The organism is Tenacibaculum sp. 190524A05c (assembly GCF_964036595.1).
Taxonomy (GTDB): domain Bacteria; phylum Bacteroidota; class Bacteroidia; order Flavobacteriales; family Flavobacteriaceae; genus Polaribacter; species Polaribacter platacis.
In genome coordinates, this window is sequence record NZ_OZ038523.1 from 2077695 (window position 1) to 2101066 (window position 23372).

A 23372-nucleotide genomic window follows, 5' to 3' on the forward strand; every position below is an offset into this window, starting at 1 on the left:
TATCGTATTTCTTAAATTACTTATAGGATGTAAGTAGCACATGAGAGAAGGATTTAATGGTATATCCCACAAGTATAAAGTGTGTGTGTTACCTTCTCTTCATGTACTTCTATTTACCCTAAGTCTTAAAATTGTTCTCCTTTACCTATATTTTGTAGTATTACATTGATATCTGAGTTTTGAACTTGACCGTTCATATCGACATCAAAAATGCTGTAACCAGAAATTCCAATTTGTAAAACAGCTCCGTTTAAATCTGCATTTTGAACTTGACCGTTTGCATCAAAATCTCCTAAAAGCAATCCATAATTTCCATTAGTTAAATCACTTAAAGCGGCAGTACCTCCAGTAATATTATTTGGATCGTTAAAATTTATTAAGGTTGCTGTAGTGTCTAAAGCATAACTGGTATTAGATAAAATTGTGACATGATTTCTATGAGCAATAGCAACATAAAACTCATCCTTCCAAGCTGTTATTGTAGGATTTGAAACACCATCAACATCTACAATAGTTCCATCTCTTAATAGTAATGCCGATTTGGTATATCGTATCTCAGAAACATCATTTGCATTTCTTAATTGTATTTCAATCCAATCGACCACAGCACTATTTCCTGTTGTATCAAAAACAGTTGGCTCGCAAGTAATTGCATCTGCATAAGGAGAAGTAGTCGGAATGTGATTATTGATTCTTAAATCATCATTCATAATTCCCGTATTCCTATCAAAAGGACCTTCTAAAAACACGTTAACATCAACTAAACATGATTCACAATCTGTGCTGAAATATGATTGTGCATCAATAGAAGTCCAATTTGTAGTTGAGTACGCTACATCATCAACTTGAATACAATTTAAATCAGGATTTCCATTTGCTGCCATCCTTAAGAAATTTGAATTATTTCCATTATTCAATTTCAAAACAGATAAATTTGAATTATCTACTCTAAGATCATTCAGTTGACTATTTTCAGAAATATCTAATGCCTTCAAATTTGTTTCTCCTAGATCAAGAGTTAATAAAGAGGACAATGAAGAAACATCGATAGTTTCAATTGCTGTTCCATCGGCATAAATAGTAGCCAGATTGTTTAAGTTCTCACCAAAAATAACTGTCGTTAATAACGGATTGTCATCGATATCGATTCTGGTAAGTGCTGTATTTGCTGAAAAATCTAAGCTTGTAACTTGGTTCAAATCGATATCAAAATCTTCTAACAGAGTATTACTTGATAAGTCAACAGTTGTTAAATTATTAGACTCTAAATTCACATCATTAACTAATGTGTTTTTCGATAAATCAATTGATGAAAGATTGTTATAACTTAAATCAGCATTTTCTAACAGTGTGTTTTTCGATAAATCAATTGATGAAAGGTTATTATTATCTAAATCAAAAACCTGTAAATTAACATTGGTAGTAAAATCAATTGCATTAATAGCATTGTTATCAATTTCTACATCTCTTAAAAGTGTACAACCAGTAAAATTTATAGCAGTTAAGGTTGCCATATCATCCGCATCTACAGTAGTTAAGAACGTATTATTACTAAAGTCTAAAGTGGTGAAGCTATTCTTATCACAATCAATTGTCTCTAATTTTAAATTTCCAGAAAGATCTAATGTTGTTAATGAATTAACTGAGCAATTCAACGTGATTAATGATGCGAAAAATTCAATTCCTGTTAAATCTGAAATACTTTGACTATTCACATCTAATTCTTTTAAATGAAAAATATTCTCTAAAGGAATTTGATTGTCGCTACTAATATCATCATACGCAGCTAAAGCGGTTTCAAATGCAGAATCTGGAATGGAAATATAGGAAGTACATTGTGTAGCATTAAATGTAGTTTGATTATCAATATTTGTAAAATTAGCAGTTGCATACGTTTCATTATCAACAGTAATACAAGTTAAATCTGCATTGTTACGAGCATCAAAAGAAGTTATACTTGTGTTTGCTCCATTTTTAATATTCAAAATTAGTAATGCATTTGTACTAACATCAATACTAACAAGCTTTGTTAAGCTAGACAGATCTAAAACCTGAAGTGCATTGTTTTGCATATTCAGATTTTCAAGCTCTGTATTTTTTGAAAAATCTGCTGTTTTTAAGCTGTTACCACTTGTATTCAAAGTTTTCAACGCTATAAAACCTTCTATTCCCGTTAAATCCGCAATATTTTTATTTGAAATATCTAAGTCTTCAATAGTTTCTATACTCGCTACAGGAATGTGATTATCATTTAGAATATCATCAATAGCTGAAAATTCCGCCTCGAAGTTATCATCTGGTATATAAATATGTGAATCACATCCAATGCTATACGTTACATCTGAAGTAAAGTTATTTGTAGCATAATTTACATCATCAACTGATACACAATTTAGATCTGCATTTTGTCCAATACTTAAATTACTTAGTTGTGTTAAATCAATATTTCTTAGATCTAAACTATTTAGGTTATTACCGAAAATCTGAATAACAGTAAGCTTAGTATTATTACTAAGATCTAAACTTTCAAGTTCATTTGATCCAGCACTCAAAAATGTAAGATTGATAGCATCAGTAAAATCTAATGTCTTAATAGCACCTGTATTTACTTGAAATAATTCTAAAGCGGAATTTCCACTTAGTGTTAATGTCGCTAAATTGTTATTTGCACTACCGTTTATGGTATTTAGGTTTGATAATCCAGTAAAATCAAGACTGGTGAAGTCACTACTTCCAAAACTAAACGACTTTAATGCAGTATTATTTGTTAGATTTATTGTAGTCATCGTAGTTTTTTCCACAAATAAATCTTCTAAGTTTACTAATGCTGAAACATCTAAACTTGTTAATGGATTTTCATCTAACTCCAAATAAGTTAAAGCGGTATTATTAGAAAGATTTATACTACTCAAATTACAATTCTCTGCTGTCAGTCTGGTAAGATTTGTGTTTTGTGAAAGATCAATTCCAGAAGATAAATTCAAATCACTGATATATAAGTAATCTAAATTTATGTTTGCTGATAAATCTAAGGTTGTAAAACTATTCTCACCAATGAATAATTGTTCTAATGCAACGTTTTTACTTAAATCTACAGAAGTTAAAAGATTGTTGTTTGCTCTTAATTCTTCAAGTATTGGAAAAGCTTCAATTCCTGTTAAATCTGAAATTTGATCTCCACGTACATCTAAACTTGTTACTGTTGCTACATTAAGTCTTGGAACTTGCCCATCATTAGCAATATCATCATATGCTGCTAGTGCAGTTTCAAAATTAGCATCTGGAATAGAGACATATGTACAATCAGTTTCATTGAAAGTTGTATACTCATCAATACTTGTCCAATTTGCATCACTATACGTAACATCATCCACTAATACGCAGGTTAAACCGCTATTTCCAGAAATACTAAATGTATTTATATTAGTATTATTTCCGTTTTTAACGTTTAAATAGGTCAGTTCATTTCTGCTGATATTTATTGATTGTAACAATAAATTATTAGAAAGATCTAAAGATGTAATTTTATTATCTCTAACATCAATTTTGTCAAGATTTGCTAATGTTGATACGTCTATACTCGTAATAATACAATCGTCGATAACTATTTCTTCTAACGATGGTAAATTCCCAAAAGTTACTGTTGTTAGTGCTGGGTTTTCCTCTGCATTTATATCTTTAAGAGTAGGAATATCTGGAAAGTGTAAACTTGTAAATAAATTCTCTCCTAAATCAACATCAAGTAAGGCTATATTTCCTGAGAGATCAATTGTAGTTAACTGATTTTCTTCTAAATCTAATTCTTGTAATGCCGTATTACTAGTTAAATTAATAGAATTAATTTGATTAGTAGACAAATCTGCTTCTCTTAAAGCTGTGTTTGAAGATAAGTTTAAGGTTGTAAGGTTATTTCTTGCTAAATCAATTTCCGTCAATTTAGTATTTGAACTTAAATCAATAGATGAAAGTTGACAGTTTCCCAAATCAAATACTTGTAACTCTATATTTCCACTTAAATCTAACCCAGCAGAGAAATCATTACCATAAGTATATAAATGTGTTAATGCCGCATTACTATTTAGATTTAAAGTTGTCAAATTATTATAGTAACAACGTAAATCTTCTAAAACAGGATTACCGGTTAAATCAACAGATGCTAATTCATTACTTGGAATTCGAAGTATTTTTAGCTTTGAACTATTGGTAACATTGATACTTGTAAGATCATTATTCTCACAGATTACTTCTACTAATTCAGTATTAGCACTTAAATTTAAAGAAGTTAGTTGATTCCTACTCACTTCTAAATATTTTAAGTTTTTGTTAGATGAAAAATCAACTGTTATAAGCGAATTATTAGAACAATTTATCTCTTCTAAAAGTACAAATCCCTCTATTCCTGTTAAGTCTGAAATCCCTCTATTATTAAGATCTAATGTTTTAACTGAGTACACCACATCTCTTGGAACTTGCCCGTCTCCATCAACATCGTCATATCCCATATCAAACAAAACTCCTTCAAAAGTACCGTCCGGTATTTGAATATAATTGGTACAGTTAGTATCACTAAATAAAGTTTGATTATCAATATTCGTAAAGTTGGTTGTTGCAAAAGTTGCATCATCCACCAAAACACAAGTCAAGTCAGAATTTCCTGTAGCATCAAAACTCGTTACGTTTAGATTGTTTCCATTTTTAAAATTTAATGAAAATAGCTCATTGTTGCTGGCATTAATACTTGTTAAATTTACCAATTGAGAAGTATCTAAAACTCCTAAAGAATTATTGGAAACATCCAAAGAAGTAATTGCTGTATTAGCACTTAAATCTAGAGACTGGATATTATTATTAGCAACATTTAAAGTCGTTAACGCTGTAAAGTTCTCAATACCTTGTAAACTTGAAATATTTGAATTTGAAACGTCTAAAGATTGTAAACTAGAAATTGAAAGAATAGGGACTTGATAATCATTTTGAAAATCATCTAATCCTAAATTATATAAAGCATTTTCGAAGTTTAAATCAGCGATGTAAACATATTGATTACAATTCGTTGTAAAGTTAGTATTCGTATCTGCATTAAAATTGTTTACCGCAAACGAAACTTCATCTACAGAAACGCAACTCAAATTTGGGTTGTTCTCAATATTACAGGTGTGAATATTTTGATTATTTCCATTTCTTAAATCAATTGATGTTAAATTGTCTGAAGTAATATCTAGACTCGTTAAAAGTGGATTATTACTTAGATCTAAGGTAGTAATATCGGTACCAGTTAATGAAATACTGCTAAGTTTAGCTGCATCTGAAAGATCAATTGAACCAAGACTTGTAAATGCTAAATTAATACTCGTAACGTTTACTGCTCCAGAAAGTGTTAGTGTTGTAAAGTTTCGGTTGTTATAACAATTGATATTTTCAATACTTAACAAGTTCGTTACATCTAAAGAAGTAAGATTATTATTCGTACAATTCAAGTATCTTAAACTACTATTGCTTAATACATTTAAGCTCGTAAGATCGTTATTAAAAAGATTTAGATTTTCTAATTTAGTTAATGCTGAAATATCTAAACTTGTAAAATCATTATTACTCAGAAACAATTCTGTTAACTCAGTATTGCTAGACAGATCAATTGATGAAAGGCTATTTCTTTGTGCATTAAGACTCGTTAATGAAGTAAATCCTTCAATTCCTGATAAATCAGAAATCCCTTCATTTTCTATGGTTAAACTTGTTAGGTTTTCAATATTTGCTGTTAAAACTTGTCCATCTCCTGAAACCGTATCATAACCTAAAGTTACTAAAGCAGCTTCAAAATTGGCATCGGGGATTTGGGTATACTGCGCATTAAGAAACGAAGTAATTCCAATAGTGAAATAAATTATTAATTGTACTTTTTTTCTCATTTTATTTAAATTAAACTCCCTTTATTACAAGGAATTACACACACTCTATTTTTAGGACAAACCTAAGTTCTGACTTGATAATTTTTATTGATTTGTAGTGGACAATTGGACTACACCTAGGAAGACATTTAGGAGACTACACATCTATATTGAATACAAATTGTCGCAGAGATTCTTTCGGAGCAATACTTAATCTAACCTTGATTCTTTGAATAGCTTTCTTTACTCCTGCCATTGAAATACCTAGAAAAAATGAAATCTCTGAATTGTTAAATCCCATTTTTATAAAGGAAGCCAGTTTTAAATCATTACTCGTTAAGTTCTTATTATTCTGGAGTAATTTTTTGTAGAACAAAGGATGAACCTCCTCAAAATGAGCTTTGAATAAATCGTGATGATATCCTTGTTTTAGTTGCTTCGAAATTTCATTGCTTAGACTGTTTAATTCTTTGCTTATTTCTGAACCAGGAAGTTTAGTTAAACTATCTATCTTCTTTTTCACTTTTTCCAAATACTCATTTTTAGAATCTATATTTAGGTAATTGGTAGATAGTATTCTGTTTAACTGATTTGTTTTGATTAATGAATCTCTCAAATCAAACCAATATTTAATTGCTGTGGTTAATGTTTTTACAATCGATTCATAATTGTCTTTATAAGCATAAGAAAAAACACCTTGATCTAAAATTGTAAAGGCTTCTTTAATTGAAATTCTTTCGGACAATAACAGTATCACGGGAACATCTTTGTATTCCTCTATTTCTTTTAACGATTGAAGAAACAACTCCCATTTAATTCTATGGCTCGTATCTATTAAAATTGCATTCGGACTTTCTTTCCACAGGCTAATTTCTTGCGGAATACTTTCTATGCATTGTACTTTGAAATTACTTTCTGCTAATTTCTCTCGAATACTACAATCTGTATTTTCAGTTATAATCGTTACCGAAAAAGTATTCGTTGCTACCTTACTTTTAAAATCGGTACTAATCATTAATTAAATATTTCATTGCTGTTTCCTTATCCGTAAAATATTTGATATTACTTTTCGTATATGAGATATAAATCTTCATTAAAAGCGACAATATTCCTGATGCACCTACAATTACAGATTTCTTCATTTTTGGTTGTACTTGCTTTCCCAACATCTTAATAGTTCTCATTGCTCTAGGACTTGTTTTCATTTGATATGCATAAACAAAAGCTCTGATTGATTTATCTGGTCTTCGCATTCCTAAATCAACTGCTTTTAATACATAATCAATGATCTCATCATCCGTAGTTAATCCAGAAAAATCAATTTCTATATACTCTACATTTTCATAATGCTTCCAAACTGGGTGAACATTCAATCTTGTGTTATTTGCTAAAACCATTTCCATAAATTTTAGGGATACATAATATTTCCGCTAAGTAACAATTGAAATGATTCTTAAGAAAAAATCAAGAGGAGACATCTGGGGAGACAAGCCTTAAAAACACTGTTAATCAACTATTTGAATCTGTTCTCCACGACCTAGATTTTGACGAATTATATTAATATCCGTGTTTTGAATTTGCCCATTCATATCTACATCAAAGATGGAATATCCTGAATTTCCGAGTTGTAAAATTGTACTATTTACTCCCGAATTCTGAATCTGACCTGTACCTTCAACATTACCTGCTGGTAAAGCAAAAACTGAATGTATTACTTCAACTAAAGCATTACTACCGTTTAAAACGCTTCCGTCTGAGGTAAAATCAACATTAGCTTCATTTCCACTAAAAGTTATCGGATTCTTAGTTACAACCGTTAAATGATTTCTATGAACAACAGCAACATAATAGTTCCCTTGCCAAGCACTAATTGAAAGATCTGAAATACCATCAGCACTACTAACACCACTATTTTTTTCTAATAAGAATGATTTTGCCGCAATTATTGTATTTATATCATCTGCACTTCTCAATTGAATTTCTATCCAATCTACTGCATCAGAATTTTCTAGTACTGAAGCTTCGCAAGTAGCTCCATCTGAATATGGAGAAGTAGTTGGTAATAAATTGTTAGTTCTTAAATCATCGTTCATCTCAAAAGTTGAACTATTAAATGGTCCTTCTAAAATTACTCTCGCGTTAAAAGTGCAGGATTGGCAATCTTCACTGAAGGAATTTTGAGCATCAACTGAGGTCCAATTAGTTGAAGAATATGTTGCATCATCAACCTGAATACAAGTTAAGTTTGGAGTTCCTGTTAATAATAGATTAGTAACATTTAAATTATTTCCGTTCTGAAGATTCAGCTGGTTTAAATCGTTATTACTACTCGCTACCAGATTCGTAAGCTTCGAATTTTTACTTAAATCCAAAACAGAAATATCAGTATCATTAACAAATAAGTTTTCTAGTAAAACATTGTTACTTACATCTAATGTTTCTAATCCTACATTATATCCACACCATAACCTTGTAAGTTTTAAATTTTGGCTGACATCTATTTTTTGTATTGAACCATATAAAACATCAAGTTCTTCAAGTGCTGTAAAATCTTCAATACCGGTTAAATCTTCTATTGAATGAAAGTTAATTTGAATTTCAGTAACAGTTTCTATCAAATCTGTTGGTACCTGACCATCTCCAGAAATATCGTCGTAACCGAGGTTTTCTAAAGCAGATTCAAAATTACTGTCGGGAATTGAAGTATAGTTACAATAGGCATCTGTAAAACTGGTATGATTATCAATATCTCCTGAAAATTTTGTCTCAAAGTGATCCTTATCTGATACAGCTATACAAGTAAGATTTGTATTTCCATATGCTCTAAAACTTGTTAATGTACTATTAGCACCGTTTTTGATAATTAAATTAGTGAGTTCATTATCATTTACCCAAACTGCTTTTAGTTGTGTATTTTTAGAAAAGTCGAGATTATTGAATTTTCCTCCATAAAAATAAGCGGTCTGTAAACTGGTATTTGTACTTAAATCAACACTCGTAAGATTCACATTGGTAAGTGATAAACTTTTTAATTTTGTATTAGTACTTAAATCAATAGTATTTAAAGCCGAATCATCGATAGATAAATGTGTTAACTCTGTATTTGTACTCAAATCGATAGTTTCAAAAACTGCATCTTTCAAAAAGATACCTGAAAGCTTGGTATTTAATGATACATTCAAAGAAGTTAAAGGACTATCTTCCAGGTAAATTTCAAGTAAGTTTAAATTATTACTAAAATCAGCAGTTGATAGTTCGTTTCCGTCTCCAAAAATGGATTGAACAGCGACGAAATCCTCTATTCCGGTTAAATCTTTAATCTTGTAAGCAGAATAGTCAAGATCTAAATATTTAATTGTTTCAATACTTGAAGTTGGAACTTTTCCATCTTGTGAAATATCATCATATCCTTGATCTTCTAAAATGGCTTCAAAAGCAGTATCTGGAATATCAGTGTATCTACAATCATGATCTGCAAAATACGATTGACTATCTCTTGTACTACTCCAGCTATTTTCAAAAGTTGATGGATCATCTACTGTAATGCAAGTTAGATTTGCATTTCCTGTACTCGTAAAATTTGTTACGTTGGAATTGTTACCGTTTTTAATATTTAGAGAAGACAGATTATTGTTATTTACTCCGATAATCCTTAACACTGTATTCTTACTCAAATCTAAATCAGTAATTGCATTTCCTCCAGCATATAGTTGCTGGAGCGCTGTATTTTGAGTAAGATCCAAACTGGTAAGATTACTATTACTAATTCCTAATGCTCTTAATAGTGGACTTTTAGTTGGATCAAAAGTTTCAATATCATTATTCTGCACCCAAGCACGCGTTAAAGCAGTACATTTTGTTATGTCTAAATTTTTAAGATTATTATTCTCAAGTAGTACTAAATCCATTTTAGTACACCCGGTAATATCTATACTTTCTAGACCATTATAACGTCCTGAAACAACTGTAAGCTCTGTATTATTACTCAGATCTACACTAGTTACCGAATTATTATTAAAAATTAAAGATTGTAACGCTAAAAAATCTTCAATTCCTGATAAGTTTGCAATTGATTTATTTGAAATATCTAAAGATGTAATACCTTCAATTTGATCTGTCGGAACTTTTCCATCTCCGGAAATATCATCATACCCTAAATCTTCTAAGGCCGTTTCGAAATTACTATCAGTAATTGTAGTATACTCTTTTACCGTAAGGGTTGCAGCACTTGATAGTATATCATTTCCACAATCATCTGCCAAATACACTCTGAATTTATAGCCATTAGCACTTAAAGGAACATTTGTTAACTCTAAAGTTGTACTATCTTTTCCGGTAACAGTTAAATCATCAAATCTTGTGTTCCAAGCGTTTCCATCTTCACTTACCAACCACTGTGCAGAAGTAAAATTTACACCTTCAACTGTAAACTGCACTGTTCCATTTACCTCAACAGTAGCATTTGCTGGCGATGTAGTTATTTCAGGAACTACAGGAACGTGTGCTTCACCAACACCCACAGCATAAAATGCATTTGTAACAGAAGTAACCTCTTGAGAACACGCTCCATGTAAATCAGTTGCAGCTTGGATTGCCGCTACTCTTGCATCTGCATAATCTGAAGTTGATGTTAAATAATTTTGTTGCATTTGCCAAACAATATTAGCCGCATCATACACATTGATGGCTGTAACACTATAGGCATTACCAATATCATTGGTACCCGATCCTCCGTTGTACAATAACCAAAACCAATGATTCAACACACCACTATTGGTATGAACTCCACAATAATCATTTCCATTTTGACTTGGAGTACAATTAGTTGTATCATACCAATACGTTCCTCCATAGGTATCGGGCTGACCATAAGAATTTGGATTTGAAAAAGATCGTAATGCACCACCTGCATTTTGGTCGTTAATTCTAGAAGGATCTGTATTGGTTCCTAAATTATCATTTGCATAATTTTCAAAAACCATGGCCCATATATCCGATAATCCTTCATTCAATGCACCAGACTCAAACTCATAATCTAAATTTGAAGTAGCATTATTTATTCCATGAGCAATTTCATGAGCAATCACATCTAGAGTTGTTAGTGGAGTAAATTTTCCTGCTCCATCTCCATACAACATAAAACCTGCAGTATTACTTACTGCTCCCCATGCCGCGTTTGTCCAATCCGCATCATAATGAACCATGGATAATAATGCGCTATTTGATCCATTATAACTGTTCCAGTTATGCTCATTCTTCCAGTAGTCATATAATTGTGTTGTTCCCCAGTGAACGTCGATGGCATAAATATTATCATCTGTTGCCATTTCAACAGCAGACCAATTATTATCAGCATCGGTGAAGTCGTAAATTGGTCCGTTTACATAATCAGTTCCATTACGCATATCAACGGTAATGATACCTTTTCTATTTCCTAAACCTTGATTTGTTAAGTTCCACTGACTACTAGCTGCTCTTGTTTCGTCATTCAAAATATAATTGCTTCCATCTGATTTAGTTTCGAAGTTCACCGAACCTGTGTAAGCAGCAAAACCCGATGCTGAAGCAACTAAAGACTTTCCAAACCTTTTTGTACTTTGAGTATTATTATGCGAAGAATGATCATGATTTTCAAAACATGCAAATAGTTGGTTTTTATATTTTAATATATTCCCATTGTTTGCATCTACATATAAAACACCTAATTTCATAACTGGTTTTGTAGCTCCAACAGTTACCGCGTAGGCCAAATTAATTTCATCACTTCTTCTACTTGGTAATATAAGTAACTCTATTTTCGGCTTACTTAATTTGGTCAAATTATCACCAGGCCAAAACACAGTATTCCCCATATGTTTTGCCGCAATAGAAATAATTGAACTCTCTGACAACCTTGGTGAAGTATTTAAGCTAGTTACATCGTGATATTTACCGTTATAAGCATCAATCTCTCCATTCTTTTTATGAATTTTTACTTGCCCGTATTCAACTTTTAGTCCTTGGAAGTATTGTTGAAAAGTCTCATGGCTATTCTTTTGTTTATCGATACTAGATTTTTCTCTTCTAAATTCTGTGCCAGAGGACCCTTTAAATTCTGAGCTCAAAATACTTTGTGAACTTAGTTTCTTTTTTGACTTTCCTACTTTTGTTAATGAAACTTTCTTAAACATTTTTTGTTGTCCAAAAGCACTTGTAACAGCCACTAATGAAACAACTAATAGTAGTAATTTACATCTCATATGATTAGTTATTTAGGGATCGTTATTATTAAATACATCTGAAAAAGATGAGTTAATTCATTTCTTTGATCTCATTCTCAAGCTTTCTTAATTTTTCTAATACGCTTTCCAAGTCTTTTTTTCTTTCTTCTAGTTCTTCAATTGAAATAGATTTTTTATTCACTTTGGAAATAATAGTTCTAACAAAACTGATCATGATTTTTCTCTGCTTTTTCAGAGTGCTAAATAAGTGGCTTTACAAATTTTGAGAAAGTAAACAAGGGCGACAATTAGTAGACCTATAATCTAAATTGTGGAGACAAGTGAGGAGACAAATACTTAAAAAGAACAATTAATATTCTTATACAGAAAGGAATTTCTAGAATCTTTTCTGCTAGAACAGTTTAATAATTTCAAGATTCTTAGATAGTATTAATTAAATAGATTTAAGATATTTTTCTAAATCATCTTCAACCTCTAGTTCTAATTTCTTTCGAAGTCTATATCTTGATTTTTTTACAGCAGCAACTGTTGTGTATCGTAAACGAGCAATTTCTTTTCGCTCTAGTGATAAGCGTATGTACATACAAATTTCCAAATCGGTTTTAGTAAGATTTGGATGAATTTTCTTAATTCGCTGAACGAAATCTTTGTTTATACCTTCAATATCATTTTTTATACTCACAAGCTGAGTATCTTCTAGTAATTCTGATTTCAAATCTGCGATTAAGCTTTGAATAGATACTTTTTCGTCGGAAGCGGCAACTTTTTTCAAATTATCAACCATTCTTTCCTTTGACTTTATCTGTTGAAAAGTATCCTTCTTTAACGTTTCTATTTCTTCAATTTTATAATCAATATCAGACTTTAATGTATTAATATTTGAATAGAGTTGATTTAACAAACGCTCCTTCTCTGACTGAAACTTATGATTTAAAAACACATGGAAAATAATGTAGCATAAGAAACTATAATTGATTACAAATTTAGTTTGAATCACCATCATAGCAGTAAGTATATCATTCGTAAAAACAATAACCTGAACTACAAGAATAAGTAGAACCCATTTCGCATATGGTTTTTTATTTTTAATCGCGCAACTAATAATATAAAAACCTAAAATCATTGTAGTTAATCCATATACTTGAAAAAATGGAGCAACTAAAGTTCCGTAAAAGACTGGTGTAAAAAGGACATAAAGTATTCCCAATACAGGAATTAAATAAATTGTTCTTACAAGATTTTTCTTAATATACCCAGGGTATAATGAGGTATAGTATAATATAATTAAAGATAAACCTCCAAAATAACCTACATATCTCATTCTTTGAACTATACCGAATGAAATATTTGGAAAGAAACTATAAATTAATGTTTCTCCAACAAATAGTTGTCTAGAAACACCAATCAAACAAAACAATCCAAAATAGAGAAAGTACAACTCCTTGTTAAAGGTAAAGAACCAGTAAATTTGAAATACACCAAAAATGATAATTAAAAATGTTATCACACCTTCTATCAAAGGATTTGATTTTTGGTTAGCCGTACTTAACGATTTTGTTTGAATAACATTTTGAAGTGCTGGACCACCACCCAATCTACTATTGTGACCTGAAACCACAAATAGTATTTCCAGATTTTCTTCTTGTGGTAGTTCTGTATAGATTATTTGCCCGTAAGGAATTTCGTCTGTTCCGTTTTGAGATATTTTACCTAAGGTGACATGTTTCTTTCCATTAATCCAAATCTCACCGGCACCCAAAAGTCTACCTATATTCAGGACTAAACCTTCACTATCCTTTTTTTGCTTAATATTTAATTTATAAGTACCGTATCCTCTTTTTTCAAATCCTAATTTTGTCCAAACAGGCGAAGGCCATTCTACTGACGTTCCTTCTTTTAACAATGCAATGTCAAAATCACCTTCATTATTAATCGGCCATTGCTTCCAATAAAACAAACCGTCTCCCATCAGATTTACTTCTGGATTTTCATCAAAATTCCAATTTGTAAGATCTAAAACACCATTATGAATAGTTAATTCTCCATTATTTTGATTGCAACCAACGCAAAATAACAGTAACGTAAATAACCACAAGAAAGGCTTACTTTGTAAGGAAATATGGGAGTATTTTAAGTTTAGCATATATATTTAAAAGACGCTAAACAAAGTTATTCTTTTTAAAATAATTTTACAGTATAATGCTTCACTTTACACGAATGAATTACTACAATCAAGTTTGACTAGGAAAAAAAGAAAGAGTTAAACTGAATAAACTAAGATCAATAATTAATCAAAAATAAAATCTCCATCAGAAACTAAAAACAATCCTTCTTTGTTATCTAGTTTAACCAAAAATTTAATTCTGATAGAATTATTAAGGCTGTAAAGTGGAGTTAAAATGTATAGAATTTCTGCCTTAAAATAATTTTTCAATTTAGCTGTACCTTTTAGAATACAGTCTTTATGGTATACATATTCTCTTGTATATACAATTACATTTTGAGATGAATCATTTAAAATGGCTTCTTCTTCTATAAACTCAAAATGCAATTGATCAATCCTTTCTTTGTATTGTGGAAATCGTTCAAGAAAATCATGTATCCTATTGTAGTAGTCAATATTACAAATCATACTTTTAGGATTTAGTTGGTAAGTAATCTTAAATATAATGAAGAAAGACTAGTTATTTCCATATCCACATCATTTAGGGGGAATTTCCTTTAAGTTAAATGTTTTTCACATTTTTTTAATATAAATTTTAGACTTCAACTTTTGATACTAAAAACTAATCATCTAATTTTGTTTAAGTTTTCTTATGGTTTTATTAAACAATATCATATTCAATTCTTTAGACCTTAATAAACATTTGAAAACACAGAAGTAACAAATTAAATTTTCTAGTTGAATACCTGTGTTAAACTCCCTAACGTTTAATCATTATTAAACTACGAATCTTAAAGCGTGATAAATAAATAAAAGCAAGAATTAATTATGAGAATTCAAACAATCATCATTTTGCTTTTAATTCCATTAATGGGTTTCGCCCAAAGTAAGTTTACAATTAGTGGTACATTAAAAGACAAAGCAAATGGTGAAACCTTATTCGGAGCTACTGTATTTTTAAAAGGCACGAGCTTAGGAACTACAACTAATGAATACGGATTTTACTCACTTACAGCTCCTAAAGGAACATATACTTTAAGTGTTTCTTATGTTGGGTACTCTCCTATTGAAAAAGAAATTGAACTCAATGAAAATATAAAGTTCAATGCAGACTTAACAGAAGATACCAATGTTTTAGATGAAGTTGTTATTACTTCAGAAGAAAGTAAAAAAGTCGATCTACGAAGTCCACAAATGAGTGTGACAAAAATTAACTCACAAACCATTAAACAGATCCCAGTAGTTTTAGGAGAAGTAGATGTTATTAAATCTATCCAATTACTTCCTGGAGTTACCAACGCCGGTGAAGGAGCTTCTGGGTTTAATGTACGTGGTGGTGCAGAAGATCAGAATTTAATTCTTTTAGACGAAGCAATTATTTATAATGCATCGCACTTATTTGGTTTTTTCTCTGTATTTAATAATGACGCTATTAAAGATGTAAAATTATATAAAGGAGGAATTCCTGCGAGATTTGGAGGTAGAGTTTCTTCTGTTCTTGATGTACGTCAAAAGGATGGTAACAATAAAGAATTCAAACTAACTGGTGGAATCGGATTAATCTCAAGTAGATTGACCGCTGAAGCTCCTCTATTTGGAGATAAAGGTTCGTTTCTAGTTGCAGGTAGAGCTTCATATGCTAACATATTTTTAGCTCTTGCTGATAATGAAAATAGAGTTGGGTTTTACGATTTAAATTTAAAAACAAACTATCAAATTAATGATAAAAACCGTTTGTATTTATCTGCTTATTTTGGAAATGACGATGTAAACTTTACCAATTCTTTCTTTAATTCTTATGGAAACTTATCTGCCAACTTAAGATGGAATCATATTTTTAATGATAAGTTATTCTCGAACCTATCTGCTATTTACAGTCGATATAATTATGATTTACAACTTGAATTTGTTGGATTAGATTGGTTATCTAGAATTGATAACTACAACTTAAAATACGATGTTGATTATTACTTAAATGACAAACTAAAATTTGATTTTGGTGTAAGTGGAATTTATTACAAATTCAATCCAGGTGAAATTCGTCCGTTAACTCCAGAGTCTTCAATTAACGAGGATTTTCTTGACAAGAAATTCGCCACTGAAACTGGAATTTATGCTAGTTTGGAACACAAAATATCAAATAATATAACAGCAATGTATGGTTTACGATACAGTTATTTTAATCGTTTCGGTAGTCAAACCTTAAACACGTATGCTAATGATTTACCAGTAGTTTATAATTCTACATTAGGTATTTACGAACGTGCTGTACCAACAGGTGAAGTAAATTATGGTGATAAAGAAAGTATCGCAAGTTTTGACAACTTCGAACCGAGATTCGCATTATCATATCAATTAAATGAAAAGTCATCTATTAAAACAAGTTATAATAGAATGGCGCAATACTTACATTTAATTTCAAATACAACATCAGCTACTCCATTAGATATTTGGGCACCAAGTGGTGAGTTTTTAAAACCTCAAATTGCAGATCAATATGCAGTTGGATACTTTAAAAATTTCAAAAACAATATGTATTCTATTGAAACAGAAGCATATTATAAAACCGTAGATAATCGTGTAGATTACATTAACGGTGCTGAACTAATTGCTCAAAACACAATAGAAACGGAAATTTTAAATGGTGAAGCTAGAGCTTACGGTTTAGAATTTTTACTTAGAAAAAATAAAGGAGATTTAACCGGTTGGATTGCGTATACCTTATCAAAATCTGAACAAAGAACACCTGGCGGAGCAGCTGGCGGACCTGGTTTAAATAATGGTGATTGGTACAATACTCCTTTTGATAGAACTCATGATTTATCCGTTACAGGTAATTACAAACTAAATGAAAAATGGACGTTTAACGCAAATTTTGTTTTTCAAACAGGACGACCAGTTACCTATCCAAACGGACAATTTCAATATAATGGATTATCAATTCCTACCTATTCTACGAGAAATGCAGATAGATTACCTTCGTATAACCGCTTAGATGTTTCGGCTACTTTAACGCCTAGAAAAAATAAAAACAGAAAATGGCAAGCCGAATGGGTATTTGGTATTTACAACTTATACTCAAGAAGAAACGCTGCATCAATTCGATTTGGTGTTAACGATGAAACTGGAATAAACGAAGCTGAAAGAACTTCTATTTTCGGAATAACTCCTTCTATCACTTATAACTTTAAATTTTAAAAAAATGAAAAAATTAATATTCACTCTTTGTATCGCAATCAGTACAATTTTTTCATCTTGTACAGATATTGTTGACGTTGATGTTCCTAATGGTGGCGCAAGATTAGTAATCGAAGCTTCTATTAATTGGGAAAAAGGAACAGTTGGAAATGAACAGACCATTAAACTAAGTACTTCAACGGCCTATTTTGACAATAATCCTAATGTACCAGCAACAGGTGCTACAGTTATCGTAACCAAAGAAAATGATGGTTCACAATTTGTGTTTACTGATCAAAATAACGGTAACTATACAACAAATAGTTTTGTTCCTGAAATTGGGGCCGATTACACTTTAAACATCGTTTATAACGGACAAACCTATACTGCTAGTGAGACTTTAGTCGGTTTTACTCAAATTAATAGTGTAACTCAAGAAGAAGGATTTAATGAAGGAGAATTTCGTGTGCGTGTGTTATTTGATGATCCAGCAGATGAAGAAAATTATTATTTAGGCGAATTTGTTCAAGCAAACTTAGCCGTTCCAGCTTTATCTTCTATTCGAGATGAATTTGTGAATGGAAACGAGGCTTTTGTTTTGCACTTTGATGAACTTAATGTTCCAGGGACCGAAGTTGATATTAAAGTTTATGGAATCTCAGAACGTTTCTATTTTTATATTGAAGAATTAATTCGACAATCAGGAACTCAAGGTGGCGGTGGACCATTTCAAACCACACCAGCACAGTTAAAAGGAAATTGTATAAATATTAATGACCCGAATGAAGAAGTATTAGGATATTTTCGTTTGAGTCAGTTTGGAAGAACGAGCTATACAATTCAATAAGAATACACATTTTAGACCCTTTTAAAAGCAAGCCTTTACTTTACATAGTAATTCGCTTGCTTTTATTTTCTATAGAATTCTCTATTTCTACTATATTCTCTATTAAGCTTTCAACTGGTCTGCGAACAAAACTTTCAGCTTTTAAACCAAATTTCTCTAGCTCCTCCTTAATCAGCGATTGCGTATGGTACGCTATTGATCCTACAAAATGAATAGGTGCATTTTTAAACTCATTTGAATACGTTAAAATGTGATTTTGTATGAAAGCTATAATCCCTTTTCTGAGCATTTCAATAACAAAAGGATGTTCTACATTCAAGATTAAAAACCTTGCAAAACTTGCTAAATATTTGTTGGGGTATTTTGAATTATAAATTTTATCTAAAACTTTCTGAGGTTCCAACTTAAATGATTGCTCTAAAGAAACCCTCAAATCAAACGGTAATTGATTGTAATAATAACTTCTTAGTAACTCTTTACCAAAGTAATTTCCGCTTGCTTCATCCATTATAACATAACCCAATGATGGAATTTTTGTTTGTATGGTTTTTCCATCATAATAGCAACAATTCGATCCAGTTCCTAAAATAGCTATAATAGCAGGTTCATTTGTAGTTGCTAAAACCGCAGCCATTAAATCTTCTTTAACAGTGACGGTTATTGCATTTGAAAAATGTGTATTTAGAACTTCTTTTACTTTTTCTTGGCTCTTATTAGTTCCGCATCCTGCTCCATAGAAATATACCTTTTCTACTATTTTTCTTATGGAAGACAACTCTTTATTCTTACAAAGTAACTTCGCTATTTTCTCTCCTGATAATATATTCGGGTTTAAACCTTTAGTTCTTGTTCTTGAAAGATCATTGGTAATATTATCATATAATACCCAATCGCATTTTGAAGACCCACTATCTGCAATTAAAATCATTCCTCATTTTTTTAAATCAATACTATTATTTTAAATCAAATCGTTGATTCAAACATGTAGAGAGTTCTTTTAAAGTATCAATTATTACAATCTCTACATCTACAAATGGTGTTGAAAGCTCTTCTAACAAATCAATTACGCTATCTCTATCTTTCTTAGAAAATTTCTCACTTTTAATGGCAATCTTAATTTGATGAGATACTTCAGCTAATTTTTGATAATGTAACTCTAATCCAACTAAATTTGGTGATCTCTCTAGTTTTCTAAACTCTGAATACCCAGTTTCCCAACTATTCAGAAATGATAAAACATTCTCTTTATTCTTTAAATTCCCATCTAAGGTATACGCACTTACAGCTTTCTTAAATTCATAAGCATCGGGAGCATCAGCTGAACAAGCATCCGCGAATAACGTGAAAGGCGAAAAGGTTTTATATTCTGTTCCTCCTTCATTTCTGTTATAAATTTTCAAAGGTTCTGAAATTCCTGCTAGAATTTTTAAAGATGAAATATCTTGATTATTGGAAACGTTTCTTAGGATCACATCGATATTTCTAATATGAGTTAAACCGATTCTTTCCAATTCGTGATTTACATATTTTAGTCGTTTTCTCATATTCTCAATGTTAGTAATATGCTTTGGTGACCAAAACCTTTCTGCAATAGCCGCTGTTCTTGGCCATATGCGACTATCTATAGTTAATGGAGTAACCAATTCGCTCCACATTGTAACTTCACCTCCAAGAACTCTACTTTCTTCGGCTGTTGTTAAGTCAGCATTTGCAATTGGATCACATTTGTAATAATGATCAACAGATAACATTCTATCGATATAATAATCGTTAGATAAAATTGCGTGATAACCGTTTTTAAGCGCAGGAATTAATGTTCCGTTTTCAAAACCTTCGTTCTTTCCTCTCCAAGAATGAATTATGGCACTTTTTGGCATACTTGGAGTTCTGATTTCATCCCAACCAACAAGCTTTTTCCCATATTTTCTTAAGATTTTCTCGAGCTTTATATTGAAATACGTTTGAAGGTCATGGTTAGTTTTTAATCCATTTTTCTTTTTAAACTCCTGTATTTTTGAGTTTGCATCCCAGTGCTTGCCTTCATTCTCGTCTCCACCAATATGAAAGTATTCATCCGGAAATAAAGGAGCTACTTCTTTAAACAGATTGTCTAAAAACGTATAAACTTCGGGTTTAGTAGGATTTAATGTAGGATCAAAAACTCCTGAATATCTAACTATTTTATTATCGAAATTTTCGTCACTACCTAATTCAGGATAAGCAGTTAAAATTGCTGCTGCATGTCCTGGAACATCAATTTCTGGGATAACTCGAATCCCAAGATTGTTTGCATACGCCACTACATCTTTAATCTGCTCTTGAGTATAATACTCTCCATCCGAACCTAATTCATGCAGTTTGGGATATATTTTTGACTCGATTCTAAAACCTTGATCATCTGATAAATGCCAATGAAAAACATTCATTTTCACGAAAGCCATTGCATCTAAATTTCGTTTAATCAAGTCAACAGGTTGAAAATGACGAGACACATCTATCATTAAGCCTCGCCATTTAAATCGAGGAGCATCTTTTATATAAAACCCTTCAAAAACAAAGTTACTCCCGTCACTTTTAATTAATTGTAATAGTGTAGATAAACCTCTAACAATTCCAACATCTGTTAGTGCAGTAATTTCAATTTTATTATTATTTACAACTAGTTCATAAGACTCATCTGTATTAAAAGATAAACTCGCTTCCTCTTTAAAAACTAAACTTAAAGTCGTCTTTTCTCTATTATAAAAAGGAAATCCTTCATCTATAAAAACACCAGTTTTGTTGGCTAAATTTCTAAGGAATTTTGTTGCAGCTTTATACACTCTGCTTCCTTTTCTATTCATGCTAATTGTAAAATCTCTATCTAATATGGTTTTAGCTTTATTAGATTTTATCTCTTTTGGCCAAGGCATTAAATTTAACTGATCACTTAATTTTTCTTGTGAAAAACACGGTTTAACAGCAATGGTAAAAAAGAAAAGAGAGAATATAAAAATTGAAAATACTTTCATTACTTAAAAATAATATCGTTTAAACGCTTCGATTGCGGCATAATCTGCCATTCCTAATTGATGGTACTTTTTGGCTGTAAGTCTGTTTCTATCCTCAGCTCTAACCCAAAATTCTCTTGAATCATCACCTCTAAACATTACCTTATCTTTTTGAGATTGGTGGAAGAAAATCGCGTTACGTTTTTTAATTACTTGATCTGGACTCATTGGTACTGCCATATCGATTTCATGAGAATCCCACTCGAACCAAGCGCCTCTATATAACCATACCCAACAATCTTTAATAGCATCTTCATACTTCATTCTTTCCAAAGCCATAAACAAAGCGTCTAAACATACTTTATGCGTTCCATGTGGATCTGCTAAATCACCAGCCGCATAAATTTGGTGAGGTTTAATTTCTTCAATCAAACTGCACATGATGTCTATATCTTCTTCAGAAAGATTATTTTTCTTAACTGTTCCTGTTTCATAAAACGGAAGATTTAAGAAATGAACATTAGTATCTGGAACTTCTAAATATCTTGTAGCTGCTAAAGATTCTGTTCTTCGTATTGTTCCTTTTAAAGATCTAACTTCCTTAGAATCTATTGTATTTGAAGTTTTGCTTTGGATATCTTTTAACATTCCTTCAATCTTTTTAGTATCTGAAGTTAATGTAAGAGCCGTTTCAGCAAACTTTCGAGCATCTTCATCAGTAACAGCAATATTACCTGATGTTTGATATGCAATATGAACGTCATGTCCTTGTTGCACCAAACGGTCAAAAGTTCCTCCCATAGATATTACATCATCATCTGGATGAGGACTAAAAATTATGACTCTCTTTTTTGGGGGGAATGCTCTTTCTGGTCTATTGGTATCGTCAGCATTAGGTTTACCTCCTGGCCAACCTGTAATGGTATGTTGTAATTGATTGAATATACTAATGTTTAAATCGTAAGCACTTCCTTCTTTGGCTATTAAACCAGACATTCCATACTCGTTATAATCCTTATCTGTAAGTTTTAGAATTGGTTTCTTCACCTTTTCACTCAGCCAAAACACGGCTTTCTTTTTCAACTCATCTGTCCAAATACAAGAAGTAACTAACCAAGGTGTTTTTATTCTTATTAATTCAGAACTCGATTCTTCATCTAAAATAAAAGTAGCGTTCTTATGATCTTGTAAATAGGTAGCTGGAATTTGAGATGTAACTTGGCCTTCAATTGTTTTTTGAATAACCTTCGCTTTATTCAAACCCCAAGCCAAAAGAACAATTCGTTTTGCGTTTTTAATGGTATTAATTCCCATTGTAATTGCTTTCTTAGGAACATTATCTATTCCTATAAAAGCTGAAGCTGCATCTTCTCTAGTAATATGATCTAGAGTAATAACTCTTGTTCCCGAATTATAATGCGATCCTGGCTCATTAAACCCAATATGTCCTGTTCTTCCAATTCCTAATAGTTGAAAATCTAAGCCTCCTACCGCTTTAATTTTCAATTCATAGTCTATACAATATTGGTAAATATCTTCTGGAGAAATTGTTCCATCTGGGATATTAATATTTTCTGGAAGAATGTCTACATGATTGAATAAATGCTCATGCATAAAATGATAGTAACTTTGTAAATCATCTGGTTGCATTGGAAAGTATTCATCAAGATTGAAGGTAATGACATTTGAAAAACTTAGATTATCTTCTTTATGAAAACGAACTAGTTCTTCATAGACTTTAATTGGGGATGAACCTGTTGCTAATCCTAAAACGCACATAGAACCTTCGTCAGCTTTTTGTTTTATTAGCTCAGCAATTTCTAGTGCAACAATTTTTGAAGCTTCTTCAGAATCATCAAAAATAACATTGTGAATTTTCTCAAAACGAGTTTCTTCGAATTGACCTGCAGGTTTAAAAATTAAACTTTTCGTATTGTCCATTTTTGCATTTACAATCATTACTAATATTTTTTATCAAAATTATTTTATGGAATATGCTTACTTCAATTTTTTCGACAAACAACGCATTATCACTAATAAAAAACAGGTAAGAACAAACACTCTTGTCCTTACCTGTGATACAAA

At 31.1% G+C, this 23372-nt stretch carries 12 protein-coding genes; 2 read left to right on the forward strand and 10 right to left on the reverse strand.

Going from position 1 to position 23372, the window contains the following annotated elements:
* Positions 1–125 precede the first annotated feature (125 nt).
* The 7 genes from ABNT61_RS09060 to ABNT61_RS09090 form a co-directional block, all read right to left on the reverse strand.
* Positions 126–5909 carry a hypothetical protein gene (locus tag ABNT61_RS09060; protein WP_348742962.1) on the reverse strand — a complete coding sequence of 1928 codons (5784 nt, stop codon included), beginning with the start codon at positions 5907–5909 and terminating at the stop codon, positions 126–128.
* A 136-nt stretch (positions 5910–6045) separates the two neighbouring features.
* Complete coding sequence (locus ABNT61_RS09065) at positions 6046–6903, reverse strand: hypothetical protein (RefSeq protein ID WP_348742963.1); 858 nt, start codon at positions 6901–6903, stop codon at positions 6046–6048.
* A complete protein-coding gene (locus ABNT61_RS09070; protein ID WP_348742964.1) occupies positions 6896–7285 on the reverse strand; it encodes an STAS/SEC14 domain-containing protein in 390 nt (129 codons plus the stop codon). The genes ABNT61_RS09065 and ABNT61_RS09070 overlap by 8 nt, the downstream gene beginning before the upstream one ends.
* 108 nt (positions 7286–7393) lie before the next feature.
* Positions 7394–12127, reverse strand: a complete 4734-nt coding sequence (locus ABNT61_RS09075; RefSeq protein WP_348742965.1) for a M4 family metallopeptidase — start codon at positions 12125–12127, stop codon at positions 7394–7396.
* 52 nt (positions 12128–12179) lie between these two features.
* A complete protein-coding gene (locus ABNT61_RS09080) occupies positions 12180–12323 on the reverse strand; it encodes a hypothetical protein (RefSeq protein WP_348712708.1) in 144 nt (47 codons plus the stop codon).
* 219 nt (positions 12324–12542) lie between these two features.
* On the reverse strand, positions 12543–14252 hold the full coding sequence (locus ABNT61_RS09085; RefSeq protein ID WP_348742966.1) for a 7TM-DISM domain-containing protein: 1710 nt from the start codon (positions 14250–14252) through the stop codon (positions 12543–12545).
* A gap of 144 nt (positions 14253–14396) precedes the next feature.
* Positions 14397–14741 carry a hypothetical protein gene (locus tag ABNT61_RS09090; RefSeq protein WP_348742967.1) on the reverse strand — a complete coding sequence of 115 codons (345 nt, stop codon included), beginning with the start codon at positions 14739–14741 and terminating at the stop codon, positions 14397–14399.
* A gap of 360 nt (positions 14742–15101) precedes the next feature.
* Between ABNT61_RS09090 and ABNT61_RS09095 the strand changes: the two genes are divergently transcribed.
* Both ABNT61_RS09095 and ABNT61_RS09100 read left to right on the forward strand, forming a co-directional pair.
* Positions 15102–17471: a TonB-dependent receptor gene (locus ABNT61_RS09095; protein WP_348742968.1), complete on the forward strand. Its 2370-nt coding sequence runs from the start codon at positions 15102–15104 to the stop codon at positions 17469–17471.
* A 4-nt stretch (positions 17472–17475) separates the two neighbouring features.
* Positions 17476–18297, forward strand: coding sequence for a DUF4249 domain-containing protein (locus ABNT61_RS09100; RefSeq protein ID WP_348742969.1), 822 nt, complete (start codon positions 17476–17478; stop codon positions 18295–18297).
* A gap of 40 nt (positions 18298–18337) precedes the next feature.
* Here ABNT61_RS09100 and ABNT61_RS09105 read toward each other — a convergent pair whose 3' ends face one another.
* The 3 genes from ABNT61_RS09105 to nagB are packed head-to-tail and all read right to left on the reverse strand — an operon-like array spanning position 18338 to position 23246.
* Positions 18338–19225 carry an N-acetylglucosamine kinase gene (locus ABNT61_RS09105; RefSeq protein ID WP_348742970.1) on the reverse strand — a complete coding sequence of 296 codons (888 nt, stop codon included), beginning with the start codon at positions 19223–19225 and terminating at the stop codon, positions 18338–18340.
* A gap of 25 nt (positions 19226–19250) precedes the next feature.
* Positions 19251–21308 carry a beta-N-acetylhexosaminidase gene (locus tag ABNT61_RS09110; protein ID WP_348742971.1) on the reverse strand — a complete coding sequence of 686 codons (2058 nt, stop codon included), beginning with the start codon at positions 21306–21308 and terminating at the stop codon, positions 19251–19253.
* A gap of 3 nt (positions 21309–21311) precedes the next feature.
* Entirely contained in the window at positions 21312–23246 is a 1935-nt protein-coding gene (gene nagB, locus ABNT61_RS09115; protein ID WP_348742972.1) for a glucosamine-6-phosphate deaminase, read from the reverse strand.
* Positions 23247–23372 lie beyond the last annotated feature (126 nt).